This is a genomic window from Leclercia sp. M50, from assembly GCF_037150775.1.
Lineage (GTDB): Bacteria > Pseudomonadota > Gammaproteobacteria > Enterobacterales > Enterobacteriaceae > Enterobacter.
This window is the reverse complement of record NZ_JBBCPK010000043.1, coordinates 12174-35921: the sequence shown is the minus strand read 5'-3', so window position 1 is coordinate 35921 and position 23748 is coordinate 12174. Positions and strand designations below refer to the sequence as shown.

At 56.1% G+C, this 23748-nt stretch carries 23 protein-coding genes and 3 tRNA genes; 16 read left to right on the top strand and 10 right to left on the bottom strand.

The window, feature by feature from the left end:
• The first annotated feature begins 100 nt into the window (after positions 1-100).
• From efp to ecnB, 3 genes are all read left to right on the top strand, one after another.
• Entirely contained in the window at positions 101-667 is a 567-nt protein-coding gene (efp, locus tag WFM46_RS12400) for an elongation factor P (RefSeq protein WP_103177948.1), read from the top strand.
• A gap of 93 nt (positions 668-760) precedes the next feature.
• Positions 761-865 (top strand): entericidin A/B family lipoprotein, encoded by a 105-nt coding sequence (locus tag WFM46_RS12395; RefSeq protein ID WP_371816544.1) that lies wholly within the window; start codon positions 761-763, stop codon positions 863-865.
• Positions 866-971: 106 nt separating this feature from the next.
• Positions 972-1118 (top strand): lipoprotein toxin entericidin B, encoded by a 147-nt coding sequence (gene ecnB / locus WFM46_RS12390; protein ID WP_103177950.1) that lies wholly within the window; start codon positions 972-974, stop codon positions 1116-1118.
• A gap of 65 nt (positions 1119-1183) precedes the next feature.
• Here the strand turns inward: ecnB and WFM46_RS12385 are convergent, their stop codons facing one another.
• Positions 1184-1771: a helix-turn-helix transcriptional regulator gene (locus tag WFM46_RS12385; RefSeq protein ID WP_103177951.1), complete on the bottom strand. Its 588-nt coding sequence runs from the start codon at positions 1769-1771 to the stop codon at positions 1184-1186.
• 271 nt (positions 1772-2042) lie between these two features.
• Here WFM46_RS12385 and sugE point away from each other — a divergent pair, with 271 nt between their 5' ends.
• Positions 2043-2360, top strand: coding sequence for a quaternary ammonium compound efflux SMR transporter SugE (sugE, locus tag WFM46_RS12380; RefSeq protein WP_014882209.1), 318 nt, complete (start codon positions 2043-2045; stop codon positions 2358-2360).
• Here the strand turns inward: sugE and WFM46_RS12375 are convergent.
• The 5 genes from WFM46_RS12375 to frdA form a co-directional block, all read right to left on the bottom strand.
• Entirely contained in the window at positions 2357-2887 is a 531-nt protein-coding gene (locus WFM46_RS12375) for a lipocalin family protein (RefSeq protein ID WP_336997716.1), read from the bottom strand. The two genes, sugE and WFM46_RS12375, sit on opposite strands and share 4 nt — an antisense overlap.
• 87 nt (positions 2888-2974) lie before the next feature.
• A complete protein-coding gene (frdD, locus tag WFM46_RS12370) occupies positions 2975-3334 on the bottom strand; it encodes a fumarate reductase subunit FrdD (protein WP_103177953.1) in 360 nt (119 codons plus the stop codon).
• A 10-nt stretch (positions 3335-3344) separates the two neighbouring features.
• Positions 3345-3740, bottom strand: a complete 396-nt coding sequence (gene frdC, locus WFM46_RS12365) for a fumarate reductase subunit FrdC (protein ID WP_103177954.1) — start codon at positions 3738-3740, stop codon at positions 3345-3347.
• A gap of 10 nt (positions 3741-3750) precedes the next feature.
• Positions 3751-4485, bottom strand: coding sequence for a succinate dehydrogenase/fumarate reductase iron-sulfur subunit (locus WFM46_RS12360; protein WP_103177955.1), 735 nt, complete (start codon positions 4483-4485; stop codon positions 3751-3753).
• Positions 4478-6268, bottom strand: coding sequence for a fumarate reductase (quinol) flavoprotein subunit (frdA, locus tag WFM46_RS12355; protein WP_103177956.1), 1791 nt, complete (start codon positions 6266-6268; stop codon positions 4478-4480). Before frdA ends, WFM46_RS12360 begins: the two co-directional genes overlap by 8 nt.
• A 309-nt stretch (positions 6269-6577) precedes the next feature.
• On the opposite strand from frdA, the gene epmA reads away from it, so the two are divergent.
• Positions 6578-7555: an elongation factor P--(R)-beta-lysine ligase gene (epmA, locus tag WFM46_RS12350; RefSeq protein WP_103177957.1), complete on the top strand. Its 978-nt coding sequence runs from the start codon at positions 6578-6580 to the stop codon at positions 7553-7555.
• Positions 7556-7640: 85 nt separating this feature from the next.
• Here epmA and mscM read toward each other — a convergent pair whose 3' ends face one another.
• From mscM to rsgA, 3 genes are all read right to left on the bottom strand, one after another.
• Complete coding sequence (gene mscM, locus WFM46_RS12345; protein ID WP_336997715.1) at positions 7641-10964, bottom strand: miniconductance mechanosensitive channel MscM; 3324 nt, start codon at positions 10962-10964, stop codon at positions 7641-7643.
• 17 nt (positions 10965-10981) lie between these two features.
• Entirely contained in the window at positions 10982-11950 is a 969-nt protein-coding gene (gene asd / locus WFM46_RS12340) for an archaetidylserine decarboxylase (protein ID WP_103177959.1), read from the bottom strand.
• A 98-nt stretch (positions 11951-12048) separates the two neighbouring features.
• Positions 12049-13101 (bottom strand): small ribosomal subunit biogenesis GTPase RsgA, encoded by a 1053-nt coding sequence (rsgA, locus tag WFM46_RS12335; protein ID WP_168191995.1) that lies wholly within the window; start codon positions 13099-13101, stop codon positions 12049-12051.
• 107 nt (positions 13102-13208) lie between these two features.
• Here rsgA and orn point away from each other — a divergent pair, with 107 nt between their 5' ends.
• The 4 genes from orn to WFM46_RS12315 all read left to right on the top strand — a co-directional run bounded on the left by orn (position 13209) and on the right by WFM46_RS12315 (position 14354).
• Entirely contained in the window at positions 13209-13754 is a 546-nt protein-coding gene (orn, locus tag WFM46_RS12330) for an oligoribonuclease (protein WP_039028434.1), read from the top strand.
• A gap of 189 nt (positions 13755-13943) precedes the next feature.
• Positions 13944-14019 (top strand) — tRNA-Gly (locus tag WFM46_RS12325).
• A 151-nt stretch (positions 14020-14170) separates the two neighbouring features.
• Positions 14171-14246: transfer RNA gene (locus WFM46_RS12320), tRNA-Gly, on the top strand.
• A 32-nt stretch (positions 14247-14278) separates the two neighbouring features.
• Positions 14279-14354: transfer RNA gene (locus WFM46_RS12315), tRNA-Gly, on the top strand.
• A 270-nt stretch (positions 14355-14624) separates the two neighbouring features.
• Here the strand turns inward: WFM46_RS12315 and queG are convergent.
• Entirely contained in the window at positions 14625-15764 is a 1140-nt protein-coding gene (gene queG / locus WFM46_RS12310; protein WP_336997714.1) for a tRNA epoxyqueuosine(34) reductase QueG, read from the bottom strand.
• On the opposite strand from queG, the gene nnr reads away from it, so the two are divergent.
• The 7 genes from nnr (at position 15763) to hflX (ending at position 23646) form a co-directional block, all read left to right on the top strand.
• A complete protein-coding gene (nnr, locus tag WFM46_RS12305) occupies positions 15763-17289 on the top strand; it encodes a bifunctional ADP-dependent NAD(P)H-hydrate dehydratase/NAD(P)H-hydrate epimerase (protein WP_336997713.1) in 1527 nt (508 codons plus the stop codon). The two genes, queG and nnr, sit on opposite strands and share 2 nt — an antisense overlap.
• Positions 17282-17743, top strand: a complete 462-nt coding sequence (tsaE, locus tag WFM46_RS12300) for a tRNA (adenosine(37)-N6)-threonylcarbamoyltransferase complex ATPase subunit type 1 TsaE (RefSeq protein WP_159340435.1) — start codon at positions 17282-17284, stop codon at positions 17741-17743. Before nnr ends, tsaE begins: the two co-directional genes overlap by 8 nt.
• A gap of 16 nt (positions 17744-17759) precedes the next feature.
• Positions 17760-19094: an N-acetylmuramoyl-L-alanine amidase AmiB gene (gene amiB, locus WFM46_RS12295; RefSeq protein ID WP_336997712.1), complete on the top strand. Its 1335-nt coding sequence runs from the start codon at positions 17760-17762 to the stop codon at positions 19092-19094.
• A 9-nt stretch (positions 19095-19103) separates the two neighbouring features.
• The gene (gene mutL, locus WFM46_RS12290; protein ID WP_336997711.1) at positions 19104-20951 is read left to right on the top strand and encodes a DNA mismatch repair endonuclease MutL; all 1848 of its coding nucleotides are present in this window, start codon (positions 19104-19106) and stop codon (positions 20949-20951) included.
• Positions 20944-21894 (top strand): tRNA (adenosine(37)-N6)-dimethylallyltransferase MiaA, encoded by a 951-nt coding sequence (gene miaA / locus WFM46_RS12285; RefSeq protein ID WP_336997710.1) that lies wholly within the window; start codon positions 20944-20946, stop codon positions 21892-21894. Before mutL ends, miaA begins: the two co-directional genes overlap by 8 nt.
• An 85-nt stretch (positions 21895-21979) precedes the next feature.
• Positions 21980-22288, top strand: coding sequence for an RNA chaperone Hfq (gene hfq / locus WFM46_RS12280; RefSeq protein ID WP_032616179.1), 309 nt, complete (start codon positions 21980-21982; stop codon positions 22286-22288).
• Positions 22289-22365: 77 nt separating this feature from the next.
• Positions 22366-23646, top strand: a complete 1281-nt coding sequence (gene hflX, locus WFM46_RS12275; protein WP_103177967.1) for a ribosome rescue GTPase HflX — start codon at positions 22366-22368, stop codon at positions 23644-23646.
• Positions 23647-23748: the final 102 nt, after the last annotated feature.

Here is a 23748-nt window from a genome sequence, read left to right as displayed (position 1 = left end):
GGCAAGTTGCAATAACCAATCTTCTCTGGATGGGGTGTTTAGGGTTACAATATGCGCCATTTTGTGGCTTAGCTACCAGTTAACAATTTCAGAGGGCCTTATGGCGACTTACTATAGCAACGATTTTCGTGCCGGTCTTAAAATCATGATGGATGGCGAACCGTACGCGGTTGAAGCCAGCGAATTCGTTAAACCAGGTAAAGGTCAGGCATTCGCACGCGTTAAGCTGCGCCGCCTGCTGACCGGTACCCGTATCGAGAAAACCTTCAAGTCTACCGACTCTGCCGAAGGCGCAGACGTTGTCGATATGACCCTCACCTACCTGTACAACGACGGTGAATTCTATCACTTCATGAATAACTCTACTTTCGAACAGCTCTCTGCTGATGAGAAAGCCGTCGGTGACAGCGCTAAATGGCTGCTGGATCAGGCTGAGTGCATCGTGACGCTGTGGAACGGCCAGCCTATCGCTGTGACCCCACCAAACTTCGTTGAGCTGGAAATCGTTGAAACCGATCCAGGTCTGAAGGGTGACACCGCAGGTACTGGCGGCAAGCCAGCTAAACTCTCTACCGGTGCTGTGGTTAAAGTTCCACTGTTCGTCCAGACTGGCGAAGTGATCAAAGTTGACACTCGCTCTGGTGAATACGTTTCTCGCGTGAAGTAATTCATTTCGGGATGTTGGGCGCAGCACTCTGCTGCGCCTTACCATTCTAAAGAAGGGTCATGGAAGATGTCGCGTACACTCAAAATTATCCTGATGACAATGATTGCCAGCGCTCTGCTTTCCGGCTGCAACACCGCCCGTGGTGTTGGGGAAGATATCAAAAGCCTGGGTAACGCTATTTCGCACGCCGCCTCCTGATACTTTCTACTTTTCCTAAAAATTCTTCCTTTTCCGTCACTCGTCGGGATCCTGGCTATGCTTATGTTGCTGTACACAATAACTTTGCCTAAAAAAGGAAGACATTATGCTTAAGAAAACATGTGTAGCGATCTTTTCTGTCCTGGTGCTTTCATCAGTTTTAACCGCCTGTAACACCACTCGCGGTGTCGGTGAGGATATCTCCTCTGGCGGCAGCGCGATTTCTGGCGCAGCAACTAAAGCACAGAACTAAAGCACAGGCGTAATTTTGGGCGGTACGGTGCTGAATATCGAATCGCCGTACCCTCAGTTTACCGCTCAGGGCAGTGACAGAAACGGCGAGTACCGGGTATCCATGTGCAATTTCATGCGAATATTGCGCTTGTAGGTATAAACCGTTTTTCCATGAATCCTCAGTTTGCTGGCAATGATGTGGTTGCTGGCACCCTCCATCCAAAGCATTAACACCTTCTCCTCCTGGCGCGTCAATAATGGCGTCGCAACGGGCCCAGGCTCACTGACTTCCTGGGCGGCCAACGCCTTATTAATCGTCTGTGCCAGTACGTCCAGCGGGGCCGTTTTAGGCAACGATGCCCACAAAGGAAAGGTATCCAAAAAGGCTGACATTTCAGGGTGTTCATCGGAGTGAAGCGAAATGAAAGGTATCGTTTCACTGGCGTTCATCACCGAAGAGAGCTGTTGGATATGCTGAATGTCTGACGTAAAGCCTTGAAAATCGGCGATAACCAGCGCCGGTTTCCACTGCAGGATATGCTCTCTGGCAAGATAGAGATTGTTAAGGCCCGTCACCAACACGGGTGAAGGAAACAGCCCTGAATGATTGATCCACATTTCCAGGCCCTTACGGGTGTAATGACACCGGTCAATCAAGAGAATTTTGAACATTTTATTTCGCAATCGGCAAAGTATGGTCGCTTCCTGCTATCAGGAAGTGCCCCATCATAAAGAAGTCGGATGAGTAATAAATGACTGAATTTCGCTGCGAATTGCGTCTATTTCCTGGCTTTAATGTCTCAACTATTGAATAAAACAAACGAGTTGAAAAAAGAATTCAAGCTCTTCACAATAGAAAATTCCTATCCCTTACAGGACGACCTGTAAGCGTTTCTTTCATCGGGGACGGCCCCAGACTGTTATTTAAGTTAAGGAGCCTAATATGTCCTGGATCATCCTTTTTATTGCCGGTTTACTCGAAGTCGTATGGGCCATCGGCCTGAAATATACCCACGGCTTTACGCGTCTCACCCCCAGCGTAATTACCGTCTCCGCCATGATTGTGAGTATCGTGTTGCTCTCCTGGGCCATGCGTTCGCTGCCTGTGGGAACGGCTTATGCCGTATGGACGGGGATCGGTGCGGTAGGGGCGGCCATTACCGGGATTTTACTGCTGGGCGAGTCTGCGAGCCTGGCGCGTATCGCCAGTCTCGCATTGATTGTTGCCGGTATTATCGGGCTGAAGCTCAGCACCCATTAATGGGTCTGCTCAACCCAGATAAACTTACTGACATCAAATCCCTGACGCGTTGCGGAATTCAGTAACGCTTGTTTCACCTCATCTGAAATCGTCGGTGTGCGGGAGAGGATCCACAGGTAGTCACGATCTGGCCCGCACACTAGCGCATGCCGGTAATCTTTATCCAGCGCAATCACGTTATAGCCGCCATAAAAAGGGCCTATGAAGGAGACTTTCAGCGCTGCGGTATCAGACGCGCCGGTAAAGTACGCCTTGCCCGTCACCTTCTGCCACATGCCGCGTGCAGGATTGTAGCCCCGGTTGATCACCTGGATTCCCCCGTCTTGCATCAGGCTGTAATTCGCCGTCACTTTTTCCAGTCCACGTTCAAAACGGTGGTCAAAGCGGGCAATTTCATACCAGGTACCAAGGAATCGCTGGACTTCAAAAGGATGAACGACCGTTACGCCCCGGGGTGGGGTAGGGGAGCTACAGGCAACAACCAGAAACGCAACGGTAACTGCGGCGATGACAGGCAGGATGCGCATAAGAATATCCTTACAGGATTTTTGTTAAGTGTAGAACCTGTCAGGAATTTTGCTCTCCCACCGGCAGGCGGGAGAGCGGGGGAGAGATCACATAAAGACGACGGCAACCAGCGTGACGACGCTCAGAATAGCCGCCAGACCGTAGAACACCCATTTACCGTTAGGCACGTGGATCTTCAGGTCATGCATGGCGTGATGGATACGGTGCAAACCGCACCACAGCGGCAGAACAATCATCAGGAAGATGAATACCCGACCAATAAAGCTGTGGGCAAAGGCCAGCACCCGCTCGTAGCTCAGCGCATCGCCAGGATAGAGCCCCAGCGGCAGCATAATGCCTACCAGCAGAATAATGACCGGCGCGATAATGGCGCACCACATGCCGCCTGCGCCAAAAAGCCCCCAGAAGAGGGGTTCATCGGAGCGTTTTGGATTTGGATTAATCACGGTGCTCTCCTTACCAGAACAGGGCTACGCCAAGAATCACCACGGTTACTACCGCAGTCACCACCCAGAGTCCTTTAATGACTGGCTCTGGCCCAAGTTTTTCGTTTTTCACGATAATATTTGCTGCTTTTGGCGCCAGTTCAAACCAGGTTTTGGTATGCAACAGCGCCGCCGCCAGTACGATGATATTGAGGATCACCACAATCGGATTCTGCAGGAATCCGACGAAACCGGCCCAGCTTTCCGGACCGTGTTTAAGGGCAAACAGGCCGTACATCAACTCAATACTGAACCACACTGCCGGTACTGCCGTGCCTTCACGCAGCATATAGAAGCGATAAAACGGCAGATTTTTCCACCAGGTGGACGGCATCGGCCGTACATAGGCTTTGCGTTTAGTCGTCATCATGCACTCCTTAGCGTGGTTTCAGGGTGGCAATAAGAAAGTCTTTCGAACTTTCCACCTTACCCTGTTGGATCGCGGCGGCCGGATCGACATGCTTCGGACAGACTTCCGAGCAGTAGCCGACAAAGGTACAGGTCCATACGCCGTTCTGGCCGTTCAGCTGCGTCATACGTTCCTTCTTGCCGTGATCGCGGCTGTCTTCGTTGTAGCGGTGCGCCAGGGTAATGGCTGCTGGCCCGATAAACTCCGGATTCAGGCCAAACTGCGGGCAGGCGGCATAACACAGACCGCAGTTGATACAGCCGGAGAACTGGTGGTATTTGGCCATCTGCGCCGGGGTCTGTTTGTTCGGCCCTTGGTCCGGTGTGCGCGGGTTGCCAATGATGTACGGCTTAATGGCTTCCAGGCTTTCGATAAAGTGGGTCATGTCGACCACCAGATCGCGCTCAATCGGGAAGTTGCCCAGAGCTTCGACTTTCATGCCCTTCGGGTATTCGCGCAGGAATGTTTTACAGGCCAGCTTCGGCACCTTGTTGACCATCATGCCGCAGGAGCCGCAAATGGCCATACGGCAGGACCAGCGATAGCTCAGGTCCGGCGCCAGATTGTCTTTGATGTAGCCCAGCGCATCCAGCAGGGAGGTCTGTTCATCGTAAGGCACTTCATAGAAAGCACTGTGCGGGGCGCTATCCACTTCCGGGTTATAGCGCACCACTTCGACTTTCAGGGTTTGCATCTCAGCCATTCGCCGTCTCCTTCTTATCGGCTGCTTCCGCTTCTGCCCCGTAAACGCGTTTCGCCGGTGGCAGCGTGGTGATTTTCACGTCGCTGTAGTCCAGACGGGTCGTGCCGTCCGCATCGCGATAAGCGAGGGTGTGCTTGAGGAAGTTCACGTCGTCACGCTCGGTGCAGCCTTCGTCCAGACGCTGATGCGCGCCGCGCGACTCTTTACGCGCCATGGCGGAGTGCGCCATACATTCGGCCACATTCAGCCCGTGGCCCAGCTCAATGGTGTAGAGCAGATCGGTGTTGAAGACGCTGGAGGTATCCGTCACCCGCACGCGTTTGAAGCGCTCCTGCAACTCAGCCAGCTTATCGATGGTTTTCTGCATCAGCTCCGGCGTACGGTAAATTCCGCAGCCCTCTTCCATAGAGAGTCCCATCTCATCGCGGATCTTCGCCCAGTTTTCGCTGCCTTCCTGATTCACCAGGTTTTTCAGGCGCTGCTCGACATCGGCTGCCTGCGCATCAAGCGCGGCGCCGTTCGCCTCACCAGCAGCAGCGGCGCGCGCTACGGCCTGCTCCCCGGCCAGACGGCCAAACACCACCAGTTCCGCCAGCGAGTTTGAACCCAGGCGGTTAGCCCCGTGCAGGCCAACGGAGGAGCATTCGCCCACTGCAAACAGGCCCTGAATGCGGGTTTCACACTGCTGATCGGTTTCAATACCGCCCATGGTGTAGTGTGCGGTGGGACGCACAGGAATCGGATCTTTAACCGGGTCGACGCCGACATAGGCTTTGGACAGTTCGCAGATGAACGGCAGACGTTCCAGCAGTTTTTTCTCACCCAGGTGGCGCAGATCGAGGTAGACCACATCCCCGCGCGGGGTAGAGATGGTGTTGCCTTTGCGCCACTCATGCCAGAAGGCCTGAGAGACTTTATCGCGCGGGCCAAGCTCCATATATTTGTTCTTCGGCTCGCCAAGCGGGGTTTCCGGGCCCATGCCATAATCCTGCAGATAGCGATAGCCGTTTTTATTGACCAGAATACCGCCTTCACCGCGGCAGCCCTCGGTCATCAGGATCCCGGAACCCGGCAGGCCGGTCGGGTGATACTGTACAAACTCCATGTCGCGCAGCGGAACGCCGTGCTGCAACGCCATGCCCATCCCGTCGCCGGTCACGATGCCGCCGTTGGTGTTATAGCGGTAGACACGCCCGGCCCCGCCGGTCGCCATCACCACGGCATTGGCGCGGATCTGGACCAGCGTACCTTCCATCATGTTCATCGCCACCAGGCCGCGAGCCTGGCCGTCATCGACCAGAATATCGAGGACGAAATGTTCGTCGAAGCGCTGGATCTGGGGGTACTGGAGTGACGTCTGGAACAGGGTGTGGAGCATGTGGAAGCCGGTCTTATCGGCGGCAAACCAGGTACGCTCAATTTTCATACCGCCGAAGCGACGCACGTTGACGCTGCCGTCATCCCGGCGGCTCCACGGACAACCCCACTGCTCAAGCTGGGTCATTTCCGTCGGGCAATGATGGACGAAATAATCAACGACATCCTGCTCGCATAGCCAGTCGCCGCCGGCCACCGTGTCGTGGAAGTGATAATCAAAGCTGTCATGATCCTGCGCGACGGCGGCGGATCCCCCCTCGGCGGCAACCGTATGGCTGCGCATAGGATATACTTTTGAAATCAGGGCGATTTTAGCGTTCGGATTAGCCTGGGCTGCAGCTATCGCTGCGCGTAATCCTGCTCCGCCAGCGCCTATAATGGCAAGATCGGCTTGAAAGGTATGCACGACATTCCTCCAGATTTTTGATATTCGCATCACGACTACCCTTGGGTAGTGCAGGGCCCAGGAGGGCAAATGCGAAGGCGATTCCACTGCTCCTTTATGGGTAACGCAGTATAGCCGCAGGGAAAGAAGGGAAATTTGACGTGTTCGATTTTTTTGCGGTTATTTCCCTTCATTTATCACTGCAATTGATGAATTGCGTCACGTAATTATTGGAGGTTATGAAAACCCTAAAATTCATTGGGCAAAATTTGTCTCCGCCCTGGGTTGCGAGTAGACTTCGTCCCCTTGTCTGAAATCGGAGAAATTCTCATGAGCGAAACGGCCACCTGGCAGCCGAGCGCATCCATCCCCAATCTGTTAAAACGCGCTGCAATTATGGCGGAGATCCGCCGCTTCTTTGCCGACCGCGGAGTGCTGGAGGTGGAAACGCCCTGCATGAGTCAGGCGACGGTCACGGATATTCATCTGGTGCCGTTTGAAACCCGTTTTGTTGGCCCTGGTCACTCTCAGGGGATGAATCTCTATCTGATGACCAGCCCGGAATACCATATGAAACGCCTGCTGGCTGCCGGCTGTGGCCCGGTGTACCAACTGTGCCGCAGTTTCCGCAACGAAGAGATGGGGCGTCATCACAACCCGGAATTCACCATGCTGGAGTGGTACCGTCCGCACTATGACATGTACCGCCTGATGAACGAGGTGGACGACCTGCTGCAACAGGTGCTGGAGTGCCCGGAAGCCGAAACGCTCTCTTATCAGCAGGCTTTCCAGCGTCATCTGGAGATTGATCCGCTCTCGGCTGACAAAACGCAACTGCGTGAAGCGGCAGCGAAACTGGATCTCAGCAATATTGCCGATACCGAAGAGGATCGCGACACGCTGCTGCAGATGCTCTTTACCTTTGGTGTTGAGCCGCAGATTGGCAAAGATCGTCCGACCTTCGTCTATCACTTCCCGGCAAGCCAGGCGTCACTGGCGCAAATTAGCACGGAAGATCACCGCGTGGCGGAGCGCTTCGAGGTTTACTTTAAAGGTATTGAACTGGCGAATGGTTTCCATGAGCTGACCGATGCCCGGGAGCAGCAACAGCGTTTCGAACAGGATAACCGCAAGCGTGCCGCACGCGGCCTGCCGCAACAACCTATCGACCACAACTTACTGGGTGCGTTAAAAGCGGGACTGCCGGACTGCTCCGGCGTGGCGCTGGGTGTCGATCGTCTGGTGATGCTGGCGCTGGGCGCCGAGCAACTGGGTGATGTGATTGCGTTTACCGTAGATCGCGCCTGAGATGTTGTTTGCCCGGCGGCGCTGCGCTTGCACGGGCCTACGGATTTTGTAGGCCGGGTAAGCGTAGCGCCACCCGGCATTTGCACTACAAACTCCCCGCCGGGCGCTGCTTCGCCGCCGACGTCAACGTTCTTCCCGTCTTACGTCCATCCAGCGTTTCCAGGCGCATCTGGAACGGTGGGAACGGCATATCGATGCCGTGTTCACGGAAGCCCGCCAGAATCAACTGGTGGATCTCATGACGCAGCGGCATACGATGGCCCATTTCCGCCGCGTAAATACGCAGTTCGAAAATCTGGATCCCCTGCTGTAAATCCACCAGGAACACTTCCGGCTCCGGGGTGCTGATCACCAGCGAGCAGCGCTCGGCCGCCGTGTAGAGGATCTGCGTCACCTCTTCACTGTTGGCATCCGACGGTGCCGGTACGGTCAGGACCACACGCGTGACGGAATCAGACAGCGACCAGTTAATAAACTGCTCGGTGATAAACGCCTTGTTTGGCACGATGATCTCTTTGCGGTCCCAGTCGCTGATGGTGGTAGCGCGGGTGTTGATTTTGGTGATGCTCCCGGTCAAATCGCGGATCGTCACGGTATCGCCAATACGAATCGGCTTTTCAAACAGGATGATCAGGCCGGAGATAAAGTTGGCGAAGATCTCCTGCAAACCAAACCCGAGCCCCACCCCGAGCGCAGCAACCAGCCACTGCAACTTCGACCACTCAATGCCGATCATCGAGAAGCCCACCAGCCCGCCAAAGAGCATCAGCAGGTATTTGGTGATGGTGGTGATGGCGTATCCGGTTCCTGGGGTCAAATCCAGATGCTGCAACAGGGCCAGCTCCAGCAGCGCCGGGAAGTTCCGGATCAGCTGGGTGGTGATGATGAAGACCAGAATGGCAATCAGGACTGCGCCGAGCGTAATCGGCTCCAGACTCTCCACGCCCTGTACCGTCGAGGTTACATCCCAGAGGGTGATGTTCTCCAGGAAGCCAAACGCCGAATGAATTTCCGACCACAGGAAGATAACGGAGAGCAGGGCGATCAGCATCAGGATGGATCGTACCAGCCGCAGTGACTGGGTACTGATGGCATCCAGATCCAGCTCGGTTTCATCTACCTCTACTGCCCCCTCGGTACTGAGCATGTGGGGAGGCTCTTCTTCACCGCGCGCTCGCTGGGCAAGGATTTCGGCCCGGCGGTTTTTCGCCCGGTCGAAGGCCAGGCGACGGCGCTGGATCAGCATCCAGCGGCGGATCACGTGGTAGACCACCAGCAGCAGGAACCAGATCGCTACCGACGTCTCAAGACGCGCCAGCAGCGCCTGAGCGGTGGCCAGATAGCCGACGGCGGCCGCGAGGATCGCCGCCAGCGGGGCGCCGAGCAGCAGATTCCACAGCATATGGTTGACCATGTTATCGCCGCTACCCTCTTTGTCGAGATAGAGCGGGATCCCGGCCTTCTTCAGGCTCAGCGTCACCACCGCAAGCGCACCGCAAATCAGCATAAAGCAGAGGCGACCCAGCGAGCCGGAAAACTCCCGATCGTTGAGGTTATCAAACATGATCAGCGCCATAATCAGCGGCACGATAAGCCCAATGCTCATCAGGTAGTAGCGCATGGCCCGCGCCACGCGATTACGCGGCCAGCCAAAGTGGGCGACAAACAGCCCGTTCGGACGCGCGAAGGTGGCGCAGATCATCACCACCCACAGCAGCGGCACGGTAGCCGTTACCCCGAAACCTATCGCCACCGCTAGCGGGTAAGGCCAGGCTTCGCGCAGGCCATAACCCAGGGTCATCCACAGCACCGGCAGCGGTGAGGCAACCAGAATCGACCAGAAAACCGTGCGCAGCGTGAGCCAGAAATGATCCTGCGTCACCTTGCCTACACGGGCGCTGGAGCGGTCAAGGAAGCGGGTGAAGTGGCGACGCGAATAAATGCTGAATCCGACCAGGATCAGCGCCCCCAGCAGCGGGAAAATCGTCTCCTTGCTGGTGAGCATCATAATGCTGGCTTTGCCAAGCTGGCTGAAGGTATCCAGCGAAATTAAGCGGCGCAGGTCCTGAACAATATCAATCGGCCAGGAGAAGGAGACGGGGCGCACGTCCGAGGTCCAGAACAGATAGCGGTGGGTCGCCTCGTTGACCTCTTTTAACGCATCTTCCAGCTGGCTGTTCGATACTTTCAGTTTGGTCAGTTCAAGCAGCAGCGTATCGCCGCCCTGCAACAGAGAGTTCAGCAGCTCGCGCTGCGTTCTCAGCTGGGCTTCCAGAATCCGGTTTTGTTCGGCGGTCAACGGCTTGCCATCCGGCTGGTGGATCTGGCGCAACTGGGGCTGCTTATTCAGTTGATCCTCAAAGCGCAGTCGCTGTACGCGCAGCTGTGCCATTTCGGTATCCAGCTGCTGCGGTTTTGGCATCTCGGGCAGACGCGCAACCTGAGCGCGCAGCGCCTCGCCCAACAGATTCGACGAACCCAGCCACTGGGACTGTTCGCGAAGGGTATTCAGCGCCTGGCGCACCTGCAGGGTCTGACTGGTTGCCTGGCGTTGCTGCGAGGCCACCAGATCCATACGCTGCGCCTGCTGGTTAAGCGCGGCCGAAAGCTCCCGGTTGACTTTGAATTGCTCCACGATGCCGGACGGCAGGTTCTCGCTGTTCTCCGCCAGCATCTCGGTGCTTTCCAGCGCCCGCTCAGCTTCACGCTGGCGCTGGCTGTTCAGCTGATTGCGCAGCGCCTGAAGATAAGCGTCCAGCTGCTCACCCTGCTTTTTCGCCAGCTCAGAGCGCATACGCGCCAGCTCCTGACGGTTGTTAGCCGAGAGTTGCGCCAGCTCCAGTTCATCCACCAGGGCTTTTAATCTGGCGGACTCCGCCTGCATGCCGAGATTCTGTGCCTGGTTAAGGGGGGTATTGCCGGTTTGCGCCCCGGCCCGGCGTTCAACCTCATTGAGCTGGCGGCGGGCGTCGGTTTGCTGCTGTGGCAGCTGATTCAGCGAGTCGGCGATATCCCGGGCACGCTCCTGCTCCTGCTGCGCCTGGCGGGTTTTTTCCAGTAGCTGGCTGCTGACCTGCAGGATCTCCTGGTTGAGCGCGTCAGAGGTTAAGCCCGCGGGCACCTGACGTGGCTCTTCACGGATATCGCTCAGCTGTGCGCGGAGGGTTTGCGAAAGTTTGGGGAAATTATCGATAACCTGCTGATACTGCGTGGCACGCTCAAGGGAGCCTTTACGCTCCTCAAGGGCGTTCAGCGCAGCCTGGAGCACCTCTACGGCTTCTGGCTGGGCGGGTTTTGCCGCCTTTGCCTGCTCCAGTTCTTGCGTGATTTGTTTGGTATCGGGGGCCGTCGCTGCGTAGGCCCCCATACTGAGGCACCAGGCCATCAGAAAAGTGATAATCAGGCGCACGTCAGTTTACCTTTTGCTTAGCTTACGTCTTTTTTATCGTCGACCAGTGGGCTGGCTTCGTGTTCGGCGGCAATCTCTTCTGCTGGCAGTGGCGCAGGCTCTGCATCCGTGGTGACGAAGGGCTCTGTTGATACCGCCAGCGGCTGGCCGAGCTTGGTCACGGACAGGCTTTCAAGCTGCTCTACCAGCTTCACTTTACCCGGCGCAAACAGGTTGATAACGGTGGAGCCGAGCTTGAAGCGGCCCATCTCCTGACCTTTAAGCAGCGCCACGGAACCTTCGCTTTCGCCCGCAGGCCACGTCCAGCGTTTGATGACCCCTTCACGCGGCGGCGTAATGGTGCCCGCCCAGACCGTTTCGATACTGCCGACAATGGTCGCACCCACCAGAATTTGCGCCATTGGGCCAAACTCGGTGTCGAACAGGCAGATAACACGCTCGTTACGGGCAAACAAGTTCGGTACGTTTTGCGCGGTGAGGTGGTTAACCGAGAAGAGATCGCCCGGCACGTAGATCATCTCGCGCAGGATACCGTTGCACGGCATATGCACGCGGTGATAGTCACGTGGCGACAGGTAGGTGGTAGCAAACGTACCGTTGCGGAACAGATCCGCCATCAGGTAGTTACCGGCCAGCAGGGCTTCCAGGCTGTAGTTGTGGCCTTTAGCCTGCAAAATTTTGTCGTTTTCGATAGCACCCAACTGGCTGATCACGCCGTCGGCAGGCATTACCAGCACGTTCGGGTCAGTGTTCAGGGGGCGTACTTCATCGCGCAGTGGGCGGACGAAGAAATCGTTGAAGGTGCGGTAGCTTGCCGTATCCGGCTTCTGCGCTTCCTGCATATCGACCTTGTAATATTTCACGAACAGATCGATTACCAGCTTAGTCAGCCAGCCCGCTCGTTTGCTTGCGCCCCAGCCCGCCAGGCGAGTGAGCCACAGTTTCGGCAGAATGTATTGAAGCGAAAGTTTAAATGAGTTTAACAAGGTAGCCTCCAGGCCATTGTTTTGTCGTTCCTGAGCCGGCTGTTAAACAGCCGGAACCTGAAAAAAGGGGACGATTTTAGCGACGCTTAGCTTAGTTGTCAGTCATCAGATTCAGAAAAGCTTTTACGCGTTTTTACCTGAGCCATGCTTTCGAGGATGCGGTGGTAGTTTTCAAAACGGGTTTCCGCAATTTCACCGTTTTCGACCGCTTCACGAATGGCGCAGCCCGGGTCGTTGTCATGCTTACAGTCGCGATATTTGCACGCGCCTAGGTAGTCGTGGAATTCGACAAAACCGTTAAAGATTTGTTCCGGTTCAAGATGCCAAAGACCAAATTCACGCACTCCAGGGGAGTCGATCACATCGCCGCCGTGCGGGAAGTGATAGAGGCGTGAAGCGGTAGTCGTGTGCTGGCCAAGACCGGAGGTGTCGGAGACATCGTTAGTCAGGATCTCCTGCGGCAAGCCAAGCAGATTATTCAGCAGGCTGGATTTGCCCACCCCGGACTGGCCCGCAAAAATGCTGATGCGGTCGGTCAACGCCTCTTCAAGCGGCTTCAGGCCATCCTGAGTGCGGCTTGAGACCATCAGTACGCGATAGCCAATCTTGCGATAGATATCCATCTGCTCGTTAACAAATGCGGTGCCTTCGGCGTCGAGCAGATCAATCTTATTCAGGACGATCAGCGGCTCAACCTGCAGGGTTTCACACGCGACGAGATAACGGTCGATAATGTTCAGCGACAGTTCGGGCAGAATGGCCGAGACAATGACAATCTGATCGATATTGGCGGCAATCGGTTTTACGCCGTCGTAAAAGTCGGGGCGGGTTAATACCGACGAGCGCTCGTGCACGGCTTCGACGATACCTTTCACCGTCACGCCTTCAGCAGCGGCTTTACCGGGGCGCCATACCACGCGGTCACCGGTTACCAGCGAGCGGATGGTGCGACGAATATTGCAGCGGTGAACGTCGCCGTCGGCAGACTCTACATCAGCATGCATACCGAAGCGGCTAATCACGATGCCTTCCGCGGGCTCGCCAAACAGGTTGTCGTCGTAGTCGACCTTCTCTGAAGTGGTTTTAAGGCGGCGCTGATGGTTGGCTTTAACGCGGCGCTGCTGCCCTTTGGAGAGTTTATTTTTACTCAATCGTGCTGGCTCCTGGTCGCCCATATTGGGCAAAACCTCTATGATACACACTAATTAATAGTAGTTAACCTGCCACGGCCGGTTATGCGAGAAGGGTGGAAAATAACATGAGTGCAGATGAAAACAATCTGATTTGGATCGATCTGGAGATGACCGGGCTCGATCCCGAGCGCGATCGCATTATTGAGATCGCCACGCTGGTCACTGACGCGAACCTGAATATCCTGGCGGAAGGGCCGACCATTGCCGTGCACCAGTCCGACGAACAGCTGGCGCTGATGGATGACTGGAACGTGCGCACCCACACCGGCAGCGGGCTGGTGGATCGCGTGAAAGCCAGCACCCAGGGCGACCGCGAAGCCGAGCTGGCGACAATCGAATTTCTGAAGCAGTGGGTACCGCAGGGAAAATCACCGATTTGTGGCAACAGCATCGGCCAGGATCGCCGCTTCCTGTTTAAGTACATGCCGGAGCTCGAAGCGTATTTCCACTACCGTTACCTGGACGTCAGCACCCTGAAAGAGCTGGCGCGTCGCTGGAAGCCGGAAATTCTCGACGGCTTTAAGAAGCAGGGCACCCACCAGGCCATGGATGATATCCGTGAGTCGGTGGCGGAGCTGGCCTACTACCGCGAACATTTTATTAATTTATAAGCGATCTTTCCGGCAGGCGTGCGCCTGTCGGGGTATAACGCTTTAAATCTGCACAATGTGACGAATATTGCAGCACTTGAACTAAATTTATAAAAAAACGCTTTTTGGGGGGTTGCAGCAGAAAGGATTTCTCGTATAATGCGCCTCCCGTAACGACAGAGAATTCATCGTTACGACAGCACAGATTTTGCGGGAATAGCTCAGTTGGTAGAGCACGACCTTGCCAAGGTCGGGGTCGCGAGTTCGAGTCTCGTTTCCCGCTCCAAATCTGTTTGCTGAGAAGTAAGACCACCAATCGCAGGATTTCAGGTTGCAACAAGGCGGCAACTGAACGAATCCTTAGAAGCTTACTAAAGTAAGTGACTAAGGTGAGTGAAGGCAGCCAACGCAGTGGCGGCTTGAAAGACGAAGATTAAGCGGGAATAGCTCAGTTGGTAGAGCACGACCTTGCCAAGGTCGGGGTCGCGAGTTCGAGTCTCGTTTCCCGCTCCAAAATTTGTTCGCAAAGAAGTAACACCACCCAAGCGGGAATAGCTCAGTTGGTAGAGCACGACCTTGCCAAGGTCGGGGTCGCGAGTTCGAGTCTCGTTTCCCGCTCCAAATTTTTTCTCCTCCTCCAGATATCCACCGCGGAAAGCCCCGCCGGGGACGACTTGTTTCATTTCTGACAAACTCTTCTTAACAGACTTATCCACAGGTTAATCTCTTTTTACCGAATATTCTGAAACTTCGCCTGATGAATAGTAACGTTTTAATGTATTGAAATTTATAAAGAAAATTTCATTTCAAAATGTTAGCTCGATCACTTGACCAATAGCCAGAACCAGACTCTCTCTGCCTTTTAATTTTTATTCACAGGCTGTGGAAACATCATGCATCTCTCGGAAGCCCTTTTTCGACGACCCTTACCAGCCTGAGTTTCTGCGGAGATTGCACCTCAACCACGCAGGCATTTCGTTTGGCGATTTGCTGCGCAACCGCCCACTCTATGTGTTCATCGAGAAGTGGGTGCTCACCTCGGCGACTTTCCAGCGCCCGGAGATTGGCTTCATCCCAGGGGGCATTTCCCAGCGCAATGGCGATATTACGCAACCAGCGCAGGTGACCAATACGGCGAATCGCCGATCCTTCCGTCACTTTCAGGAACCAGGCTTCGCTCCAGGCAAACAGCTCTGTCAGCGGCGGCGCGTGTAACGCCTTGCGCGGGCTGAAGTCGTCCTCTTCCGTTAGCTGTGAATAACGATTCCACGGGCAGATCAGCTGACAATCATCGCAGCCGTAAATGCGATTGCCGATTAACGGCCGAAACTCTTCCGGGATCGCCCCTTCCAGTTCAATGGTCAGGTAGGAGATGCAGCGGCGGGCATCGACGGTATAAGGCTCGACAATGGCGCCGGTAGGGCAGATGGTCATACAGGCCACACAGCGGCCACAGCCTTCTTCGACCGGCTTATCCACCGGCAGGGGGAGATCAATCAGCAGTTCTCCGAGGAAGAAGAACGACCCGGCGTCGCGGCTGAGGATAAGTGAGTGCTTACCTGTCCAGCCGAGCCCGGCTTTTTCCGCCAGCGGGCGCTCAAGAACAGGCGCAGAATCGACAAAAGGTCTAAAATTCAGCGTGGCGCACTGCTCCTGAATCATTTCCCCAAGCTTTTTGAGCCGGTTACGCAACAGTTTATGATAGTCACGCCCCAGGGCATAACGGCTGACATACCCCAGAGAGGGGTTCTTCAGCGTACTGGCAAAAGCGGCTCCGGTGGGAAGGTAATTCATACGCACGCTGATCACGCGCAGGGTTCCCGGCAACAGTTCATGCGGGCGGGCGCGCATCATGCCGTGACGCGCCATCCACTCCATCTCGCCGTGGTATTGATTATCCAGCCATGCCTGCAGTTTGGGCTCGCTGGCAGAGAGATCGGTATCGGTGATACCCACGTGTTGAAAACCAAGCTCAGCGCCCCACTGTTTAATGTTTTGCGCTAACTGATTGAGATCGAGGGGCTGTGACATGACGGACCATACTGTGAAGAAAAACCCCGCAAGTATACCACACTCTGTCTGGCCCGCGGACGACCTGCGGCGCGCCGAAAAAGAGGCGGCAGACAGTCTGGGCATTACCCTTTATGAACTGATGCGGCGTGCGGGTGAGGCAGCGTTCACCGTTGCCCGTACCGCTTACCCGCAATCCCGCCACTGGCTCATCCTGTGCGGTCATGTCAATAACGGTGGCGATGGCTATGTCGTCGCCCGACTGGCGCTTGCCGCAGGCATTACCGTTACGCTGCTGGCGACAGAGAGCGACAAACCGCTTCCGGAAGAAGCCACAGACGCGCGGCAAGCCTGGCTGGATGCGGCAGGGATTATCCACGCTGCGGATACCCCCTGGCCGGAAGGCATCGACCTCATCGTTGACGGCATTCTGGGAACAGGTTTGCGCAGCGCGCCTCGCGACGAGGTCGCCGGATTGATCGCCCACGCTAACCAGCATGCGGCCCCCATCGTTGCGCTGGATATTCCCTCCGGGCTGGTTGCCCAGACGGGCACCACGCCAGGCGCGGTCATAAATGCCGACCATACGGTGACGTTTATTGCCCTTAAACCGGGCCTGTTGACCGGTAAAGCGCGCGATGTGGTGGGCACGTTGCATCATCACGCGCTTGGCCTGGAGGGCTGGCTCGCCGGGCAGGAGACCGCCATCACCCGCTTTGATGCCTCGCATCTGGCGCAGTGGTTGCCGCCACGCCGTCCAACTTCCCATAAGGGCGATCATGGCCGGCTGGTGATTATCGGCGGCGACCATGGCACAGCGGGCGCTATTCGCATGACCGGCGAAGCGGCACTGCGCACGGGGGCTGGGCTGGTGCGCGTCCTGACCCGCCGCGAAAATATTGCCCCGATCGTTACCGCCCGGCCTGAACTGATGGTGCATGAACTGACGCCGAAGGCGCTGGATGACAGTTTGCAATGGGCCGATGTGGTGGTGATTGGCCCCGGTCTCGGTCAGGAGACGTGGGGGAAGGAGGCACTACGCAAGGTCGAAAACTTTCGCCATGCGATGCTATGGGACGCTGACGCGCTGAACCTTCTGGCAATCAACCCGGATAAACGTCACAATCGCATCCTGACGCCGCACCCCGGCGAGGCCGCGCGGCTGCTTAACTGCAGCGTTGCAGAAATTGAAAGCGATCGCTTACATTCTGCCCAGCGTCTGGTAAAACGTTACGGTGGTGTTGTGGTGCTGAAAGGCGCCGGTACCGTCGTCGCCAGCGAGAGCGGAGAGACAGGCATCGTGGATGTCGGCAATGCCGGAATGGCGAGCGGCGGCATGGGCGACGTGCTTTCCGGTATTATTGGCGCGTTGCTTGGACAGAAACTGGCGCTTTATGATGCCGCCTGCGCAGGCTGCGTCGCGCATGGTGTAGCAGCCGATCGGCTGGCTGGCCACTATGGTACGCGCGGCATGCTGGCAACCGATCTTTTTGACACGCTAAGGCGTGTCGTTAACCCGAAAATAACTGACGTAGAAAATGATTAATCGCGTGATCCCTTTACCCGACGAACAAGCAACTTTAGATCTCGGCCAGCGCGTGGCGCAGGCCTGCCAGGGCGCAACAGTCATCTATCTGTATGGCGACCTTGGCGCGGGTAAGACCACCTTTAGCCGGGGCTTCTTACAGGCGCTGGGACATCAGGGTAATGTGAAAAGCCCGACCTACACGCTGGTCGAGCCCTACACCCTGGAAAACCTGATGGTCTACCACTTCGATCTCTATCGCCTTGCCGATCCTGAAGAGCTGGAATTTATGGGGATCCGTGACTACTTTGCCAACGATGCCATTTGCCTGGTCGAGTGGCCGCAGCAGGGGACCGGTGTTTTACCTGAACCCGATGTTGAAATTCACCTGGAGTATCAGGCGCAAGGGCGTGAAGCCCGCGTGACTGCTCTCTCCGCATCAGGAAATTCGATACTGGCGCGTTTAGCCGGTTAAGTTAAGAGATAACGGGATGATTAATCGCGTTAAAAGTTGGCTGATAGCTGCAACGGTGCTGTTTTGCGCACAGGTCGGGGCGGCAACCTTGTCCGATATTCAGGTTTCCAACGGAGACACTCAGGCCCGGATCACCTTCAGCTTTATGGGCGATCCTGAGTATGCGTTTTCGCAGGACGATAAGCGCAGCGTCGCGCTGGATATTAAACAGACCGGCGTTATCAAGGGGCTGCCGTTACAGTTCAGCGGCAACAACCTGGTGCGCAGCATTCGTTCCGGTACGCCAAAAGATGCGCAATCCCTGCGTCTGGTGGTGGATTTAACGCAAAACGGCAAGACCCGGGCGGTGAAGCAACAAAACGGGGCGAACTATATGGTGGTCTTTACCATCAACGCCGATGCACCACCGCCGCCTCCGCCACCACCGGTCGTGGTCAAGCGGGTGGAAGAGCCTGTCGTTGCGCCGCGCCCTTCGGAGCCCGCACGAAATCCGTTTAAATCCGGCAGCGATCGTATTACCAGCGTCACCAGCAGCAACACGGTGACCCGTCCCGCGGTGCAGGCGCGCCCGGCAAGCGGCGATAAAGTTATTATCGCCATCGATGCTGGACACGGTGGCGATGATCCTGGCGCCATCGGGCCGGGGGGAACGCGTGAGAAAAACGTGACCATCGCCATTGCCCGTAAGCTGCGGACCTTGCTGAACGACGACCCGATGTTTAAAGGCGTGTTAACCCGTGACGGTGACTATTTTATCTCGGTCATGGGCCGTTCTGACGTGGCGCGTCAGCAGAATGCCAATTTCCTGGTCTCAGTGCATGCCGATGCAGCTCCCAACCGCAACGCGACGGGGGCGTCCGTATGGGTACTTTCCAACCGTCGCGCCAACAGCGAAATGGCAAACTGGCTTGAGGAACATGAAAAGCAATCCGAGCTGTTAGGCGGGGCGGGCGACGTGCTGGCGAACAGCCAGTCGGATCCCTACCTGAGCCAGGCGGTACTGGATTTACAGTTCGGCCATTCCCAGCGTGTCGGGTATGATGTAGCGACTAACGTCCTGAATCAGCTGCAAAGTGTCGGTTCCCTGCATAAGCGCCGCCCGGAACATGCCAGCCTCGGCGTGCTGCGTTCGCCGGATATTCCGTCCATCCTCGTGGAGACGGGCTTCATCAGTAATAACGGTGAAGAGCGCCTGCTGGCCAGTGACAGCTACCAGCAGCAGATTGCCGAAGCGATTTATAAAGGCCTGCGTAAGTACTTTGAGGCGCATCCGCTCCAGTCTGCCCCACAGGGTGGCGCGGGACAGACCGCCAGCGCCATGTTACCGGGCGAGTCAACCTCGACCAATTAAGGAGCTATCATGCCGATTCAGGTTCTGCCGCCGCAGCTTGCGAACCAAATCGCCGCCGGTGAGGTGGTAGAACGACCTGCGTCGGTAGTGAAAGAGCTGGTGGAAAACAGCCTCGATGCGGGCGCCACCCGCATCGATATCGATATTGAACGCGGCGGAGCGAAGCTCATCCGGATCCGTGATAACGGCTGCGGCATCAAAAAAGAGGAGCTGGCGCTGGCGCTGGCTCGTCACGCAACCAGCAAAATCGCCTCCCTCGACGATCTCGAAGCCATTATCAGCCTCGGTTTCCGCGGCGAAGCGCTGGCCAGTATCAGCTCCGTCTCCCGCTTAACGCTCACCTCCCGCACGGCGGAACAGCAGGAAGCCTGGCAGGCTTACGCCGAAGGCCGGGATATGGACGTGACGGTCAAACCTGCCGCGCATCCGGTGGGAACGACGCTGGAGGTATTGGATCTCTTCTACAACACCCCCGCGCGGCGCAAGTTTATGCGCACCGAGAAAACCGAATTTGGCCATATCGACGAGATTATTCGCCGCATCGCCCTGGCGCGCTTCGATGTCATCATCAATCTGAGCCATAACGGCAAGATGATGCGCCAGTATCGCGCCGTGGCGCAGGGCGGGCAGAAAGAGCGCCGGTTGGGTGCCATCTGCGGCACGCCATTTCTTGAAAAGGCGCTGGCCATTGAGTGGCAGCATGGCGATCTGACCCTGCGTGGTTGGGTGGCCGATCCGAAAGCGAGCAGCGCGGCTTTTGCAGAGATCCAGTATTGCTACGTGAACGGACGCATGATGCGTGACCGGCTTATCAACCATGCGATCCGCCAGGCGTGCGAAGATAAACTCGGTGCCGGCGAACAACCTGCATTTGTGCTCTATCTGGAGATCGACCCGCACCAGGTGGATGTGAATGTCCATCCGGCGAAACATGAGGTGCGTTTTCACCAGTCCCGGCTGGTGCATGACTTCATCTACCAGGGGGTGCTGAGCGTATTGCAGCAGCAGGCCGAACCGAGCCTGCCGTTGAGCGAAGAGGTGCCTGCGCCGCGTCCCATCCCGGAAAACCGTATTGCGGCGGGCAAAAACCAGTTTGCTGAACCCGCTGTGGCGCGGGAACCTGCCGCACCGCGTTTTTCGTCTGGCGGATCAGCTTCCCGGGCGTCCGGGGCGAATTATCCACATGCCCAGCCGGGTTACCAGAAGCAGGCGGGCGCGGTGTATCGCACCTTGCTGGACACCCCGGCTCCGGCACAAAAAACGGCTGAGGCTGCTCCCGCAGCCCCCGCCCTGATGGGCCATAACCAGAGTTTTGGTCGGGTGCTGACCATCATAGCACCCGATGCCGCGCTGCTTGAGCAGGACGGTCATCTGGCGCTGTTATCCCTGCCGGTCGCCGAACGCTGGCTGAAACAGGCGCAGCTGGCGCCCGGTCCCCATCAGGCCTGCGCCCAGCCGCTGTTGATCCCGGTGCGGATTAAAATCTCGCCGCAGGAGACGCAGGTGGTGCAGCGTCATCAGGCTGCCCTTGCTGAAATGGGTATCGAAATGGTGCTGGAATCGCATCATGTGACGCTTCGTGCCGTGCCTTTACCCTTACGCCAACAAAATTTACAAAACTTGATTCCTGAACTGATAGGCTACCTGGCGCAGCAGACAACGTTTGATGCCGCCAATACTGCACAGTGGATCGCCCGCCAGCTGGCCAGCGATCACCCAGCGTGGAGTATGGCGCAGGCTATCACCGTGCTGGCGGAGGTTGAACGCCTCTGCCCGCAGCTGGTGAAGGCTCCGCCGGGTGGTTTATTACAACCTGTTGATTTACAAACGGCTAAGGCCGCCCTGAAAAATGAGTGATGTAAGCAATACCCGCCTGCCTAAGGCGATATTTTTGATGGGGCCAACGGCCTCGGGTAAAACCGCGTTAGCCATTGAGTTACGTAAAGTTTTGCCAGTAGAGTTGATTAGCGTTGATTCCGCCCTTATTTATCAGGGGATGGATATTGGTACGGCAAAGCCTAACGCAGACGAGTTGCGCGCGGCGCCGCACCGATTGCTGGACATCCTTGACCCGGCGCAGGCTTATTCGGCGGCTGATTTTCGTCGCGATGCGCTGGCGCATATGGCTGAGATCACAGCAGCAGGGCGTATCCCGCTGCTGGTGGGCGGAACAATGCTCTATTTCAAAGCGTTACTGGAAGGGTTGTCGCCGTTACCTTCGGCAGAGCCGGCCATTAGAGCAAAGATTGAGCATCAGGCAGCAGAGCAGGGATGGGGTGCACTGCATGCGCAGCTGGCAGAAATTGATCCGGTTGCGGCAGCACGTATTCATCCAAATGATCCGCAAAGGCTTTCCCGGGCACTGGAAGTTTTTTTCATTTCGGGTAAAACTTTAACGGAACTGACGCAAACGTCAGGAGAGGCTCTGCCGTATCAGGTGCATCAGTTCGCCATCGCCCCGGCGAGCCGTGAACTGCTCCATCAGCGAATTGAGCAGCGTTTTCATCAGATGTTGGCTTCAGATTTTGAAGCAGAAGTGCGGGCGCTATTTGCCCGTGGAGATTTGCATACGGATATGCCTTCCATTCGTTGTGTGGGTTATCGCCAGATGTGGTCATACATTGAAGGTGAGATTTCGCATGATGAAATGGTTTATCGAGGTATTTGCGCCACGAGACAGTTAGCGAAGCGCCAGATTACCTGGTTGCGCGGTTGGGAGGGAGTTCACTGGTTAGACAGTGAAAAACCGCAACAGGCGTTACACGATGTATTACAGGTTGTTGGTGATATCGCAGACTGAATGTGTACAATTAAGCCGTATCGTGCGCAATTTTTCAGAATCGCAAGGTTCTAAGTACAAAACAAGCATATAAGGAAAAGATAGAATGGCTAAGGGGCAATCTTTACAAGATCCGTTCTTGAACGCACTGCGTCGGGAACGTGTTCCAGTTTCTATTTATTTGGTGAATGGTATTAAGCTGCAAGGTCAGATTGAATCTTTCGATCAGTTCGTGATCCTGTTGAAAAACACGGTCAGCCAGATGGTTTATAAGCACGCGATTTCTACTGTTGTTCCGTCTCGCCCGGTATCTCATCACAGCAATAACGCTGGCGGCGGTTCCAGTAACTACCATCATGGCAGCAACGCGCAGGGTTCTTCTGCGCCTGCGCAGGACAGCGAAGAGACCGAATAAGGTTACTGGCTGTTATTTCCATATCGGGGAGCCAGGTTTTCTGCGTTCCCCGCTGATCTTTTTTGAGAGGTTTACGCTTGTTTGACCGTTACGATGCCGGTGAGCAGGCGGTGCTGGTACACATCTATTTTTCGCAAGACAAAGATATGGAAGATCTCCAGGAGTTTGAATCTCTGGTCTCTTCCGCCGGTGTCGAAGCAATGCAGGTGATTACCGGTAGCCGTAAAGCGCCGCACCCAAAGTTTTTTGTTGGTGAAGGTAAAGCAGTAGAGATTGCGGATGCCGTAAAAGCGACTGGCGCATCGGTCGTGCTGTTTGATCACGCCCTGACACCGGCCCAGGAACGCAACCTGGAACGTCTGTGCGAATGTCGTGTTATCGATCGGACGGGTTTGATTTTAGACATTTTTGCCCAACGTGCACGTACCCATGAAGGGAAATTGCAGGTTGAGCTGGCGCAGTTGCGCCATCTGGCGACGCGCCTGGTGCGTGGCTGGACACACCTTGAACGACAAAAGGGCGGGATTGGTTTGCGCGGCCCGGGTGAAACCCAGCTCGAAACCGACCGTCGCTTGCTGCGTGGCCGTATTACCCAGATCCTCTCTCGGCTGGAAAAAGTTGAGAAGCAACGTGAGCAGGGGCGCCGCTCCCGACAGAAAGCAGACATCCCGACGGTGTCGCTGGTCGGTTATACCAACGCCGGTAAATCCACCCTGTTTAACCAGATTACTGAGGCCCAGGTTTACGCCGCAGACCAGCTGTTTGCGACCCTGGATCCGACGCTGCGCCGCATTGATGTGACGGATGTCGGAGAAACCGTGCTGGCGGATACCGTTGGGTTTATCCGTCATCTGCCGCACGATCTGGTGGCCGCGTTTAAAGCCACCCTGCAGGAGACCCGTCAGGCGACGTTGCTGTTGCACGTTATCGACGCCGCGGATGTACGCGTTCAGGAAAATATTGATGCAGTGAATATCGTGCTGGAAGAGATTGATGCCCACGAGATCCCGACGCTGCTGGTGATGAACAAGATCGATATGCTGGACAATTTCGAACCGCGTATCGACAGGGATGAAGAGAACATACCGATTCGGGTCTGGCTTTCTGCGCAGACCGGTGTCGGTGTACCACTGCTTTTCCAGGCTTTAACAGAACGTCTTTCCGGTGAAGTGGCTCAGCACACGCTGCGTCTGCCACCCGAGGAAGGCCGACTGCGCAGCCGTTTTTATCAGCTTCAGGCGATAGAAAAAGAGTGGATGGAGGATGACGGCAGCGTGGGGTTGCAGGTGCGTATGCCAATCGTCGACTGGCGTCGCCTCTGTAAACAAGAACCTGCGCTGGTCGACTACGTCGTCTGACCGGAAAGGAGATGCCTGAAGGATTTTGCCCTTTGGGATACCCGAACCGCTGCGAATGCTCCGGCATGCCAGGCGTTTGAGGGTATATCACCGCATAACAAA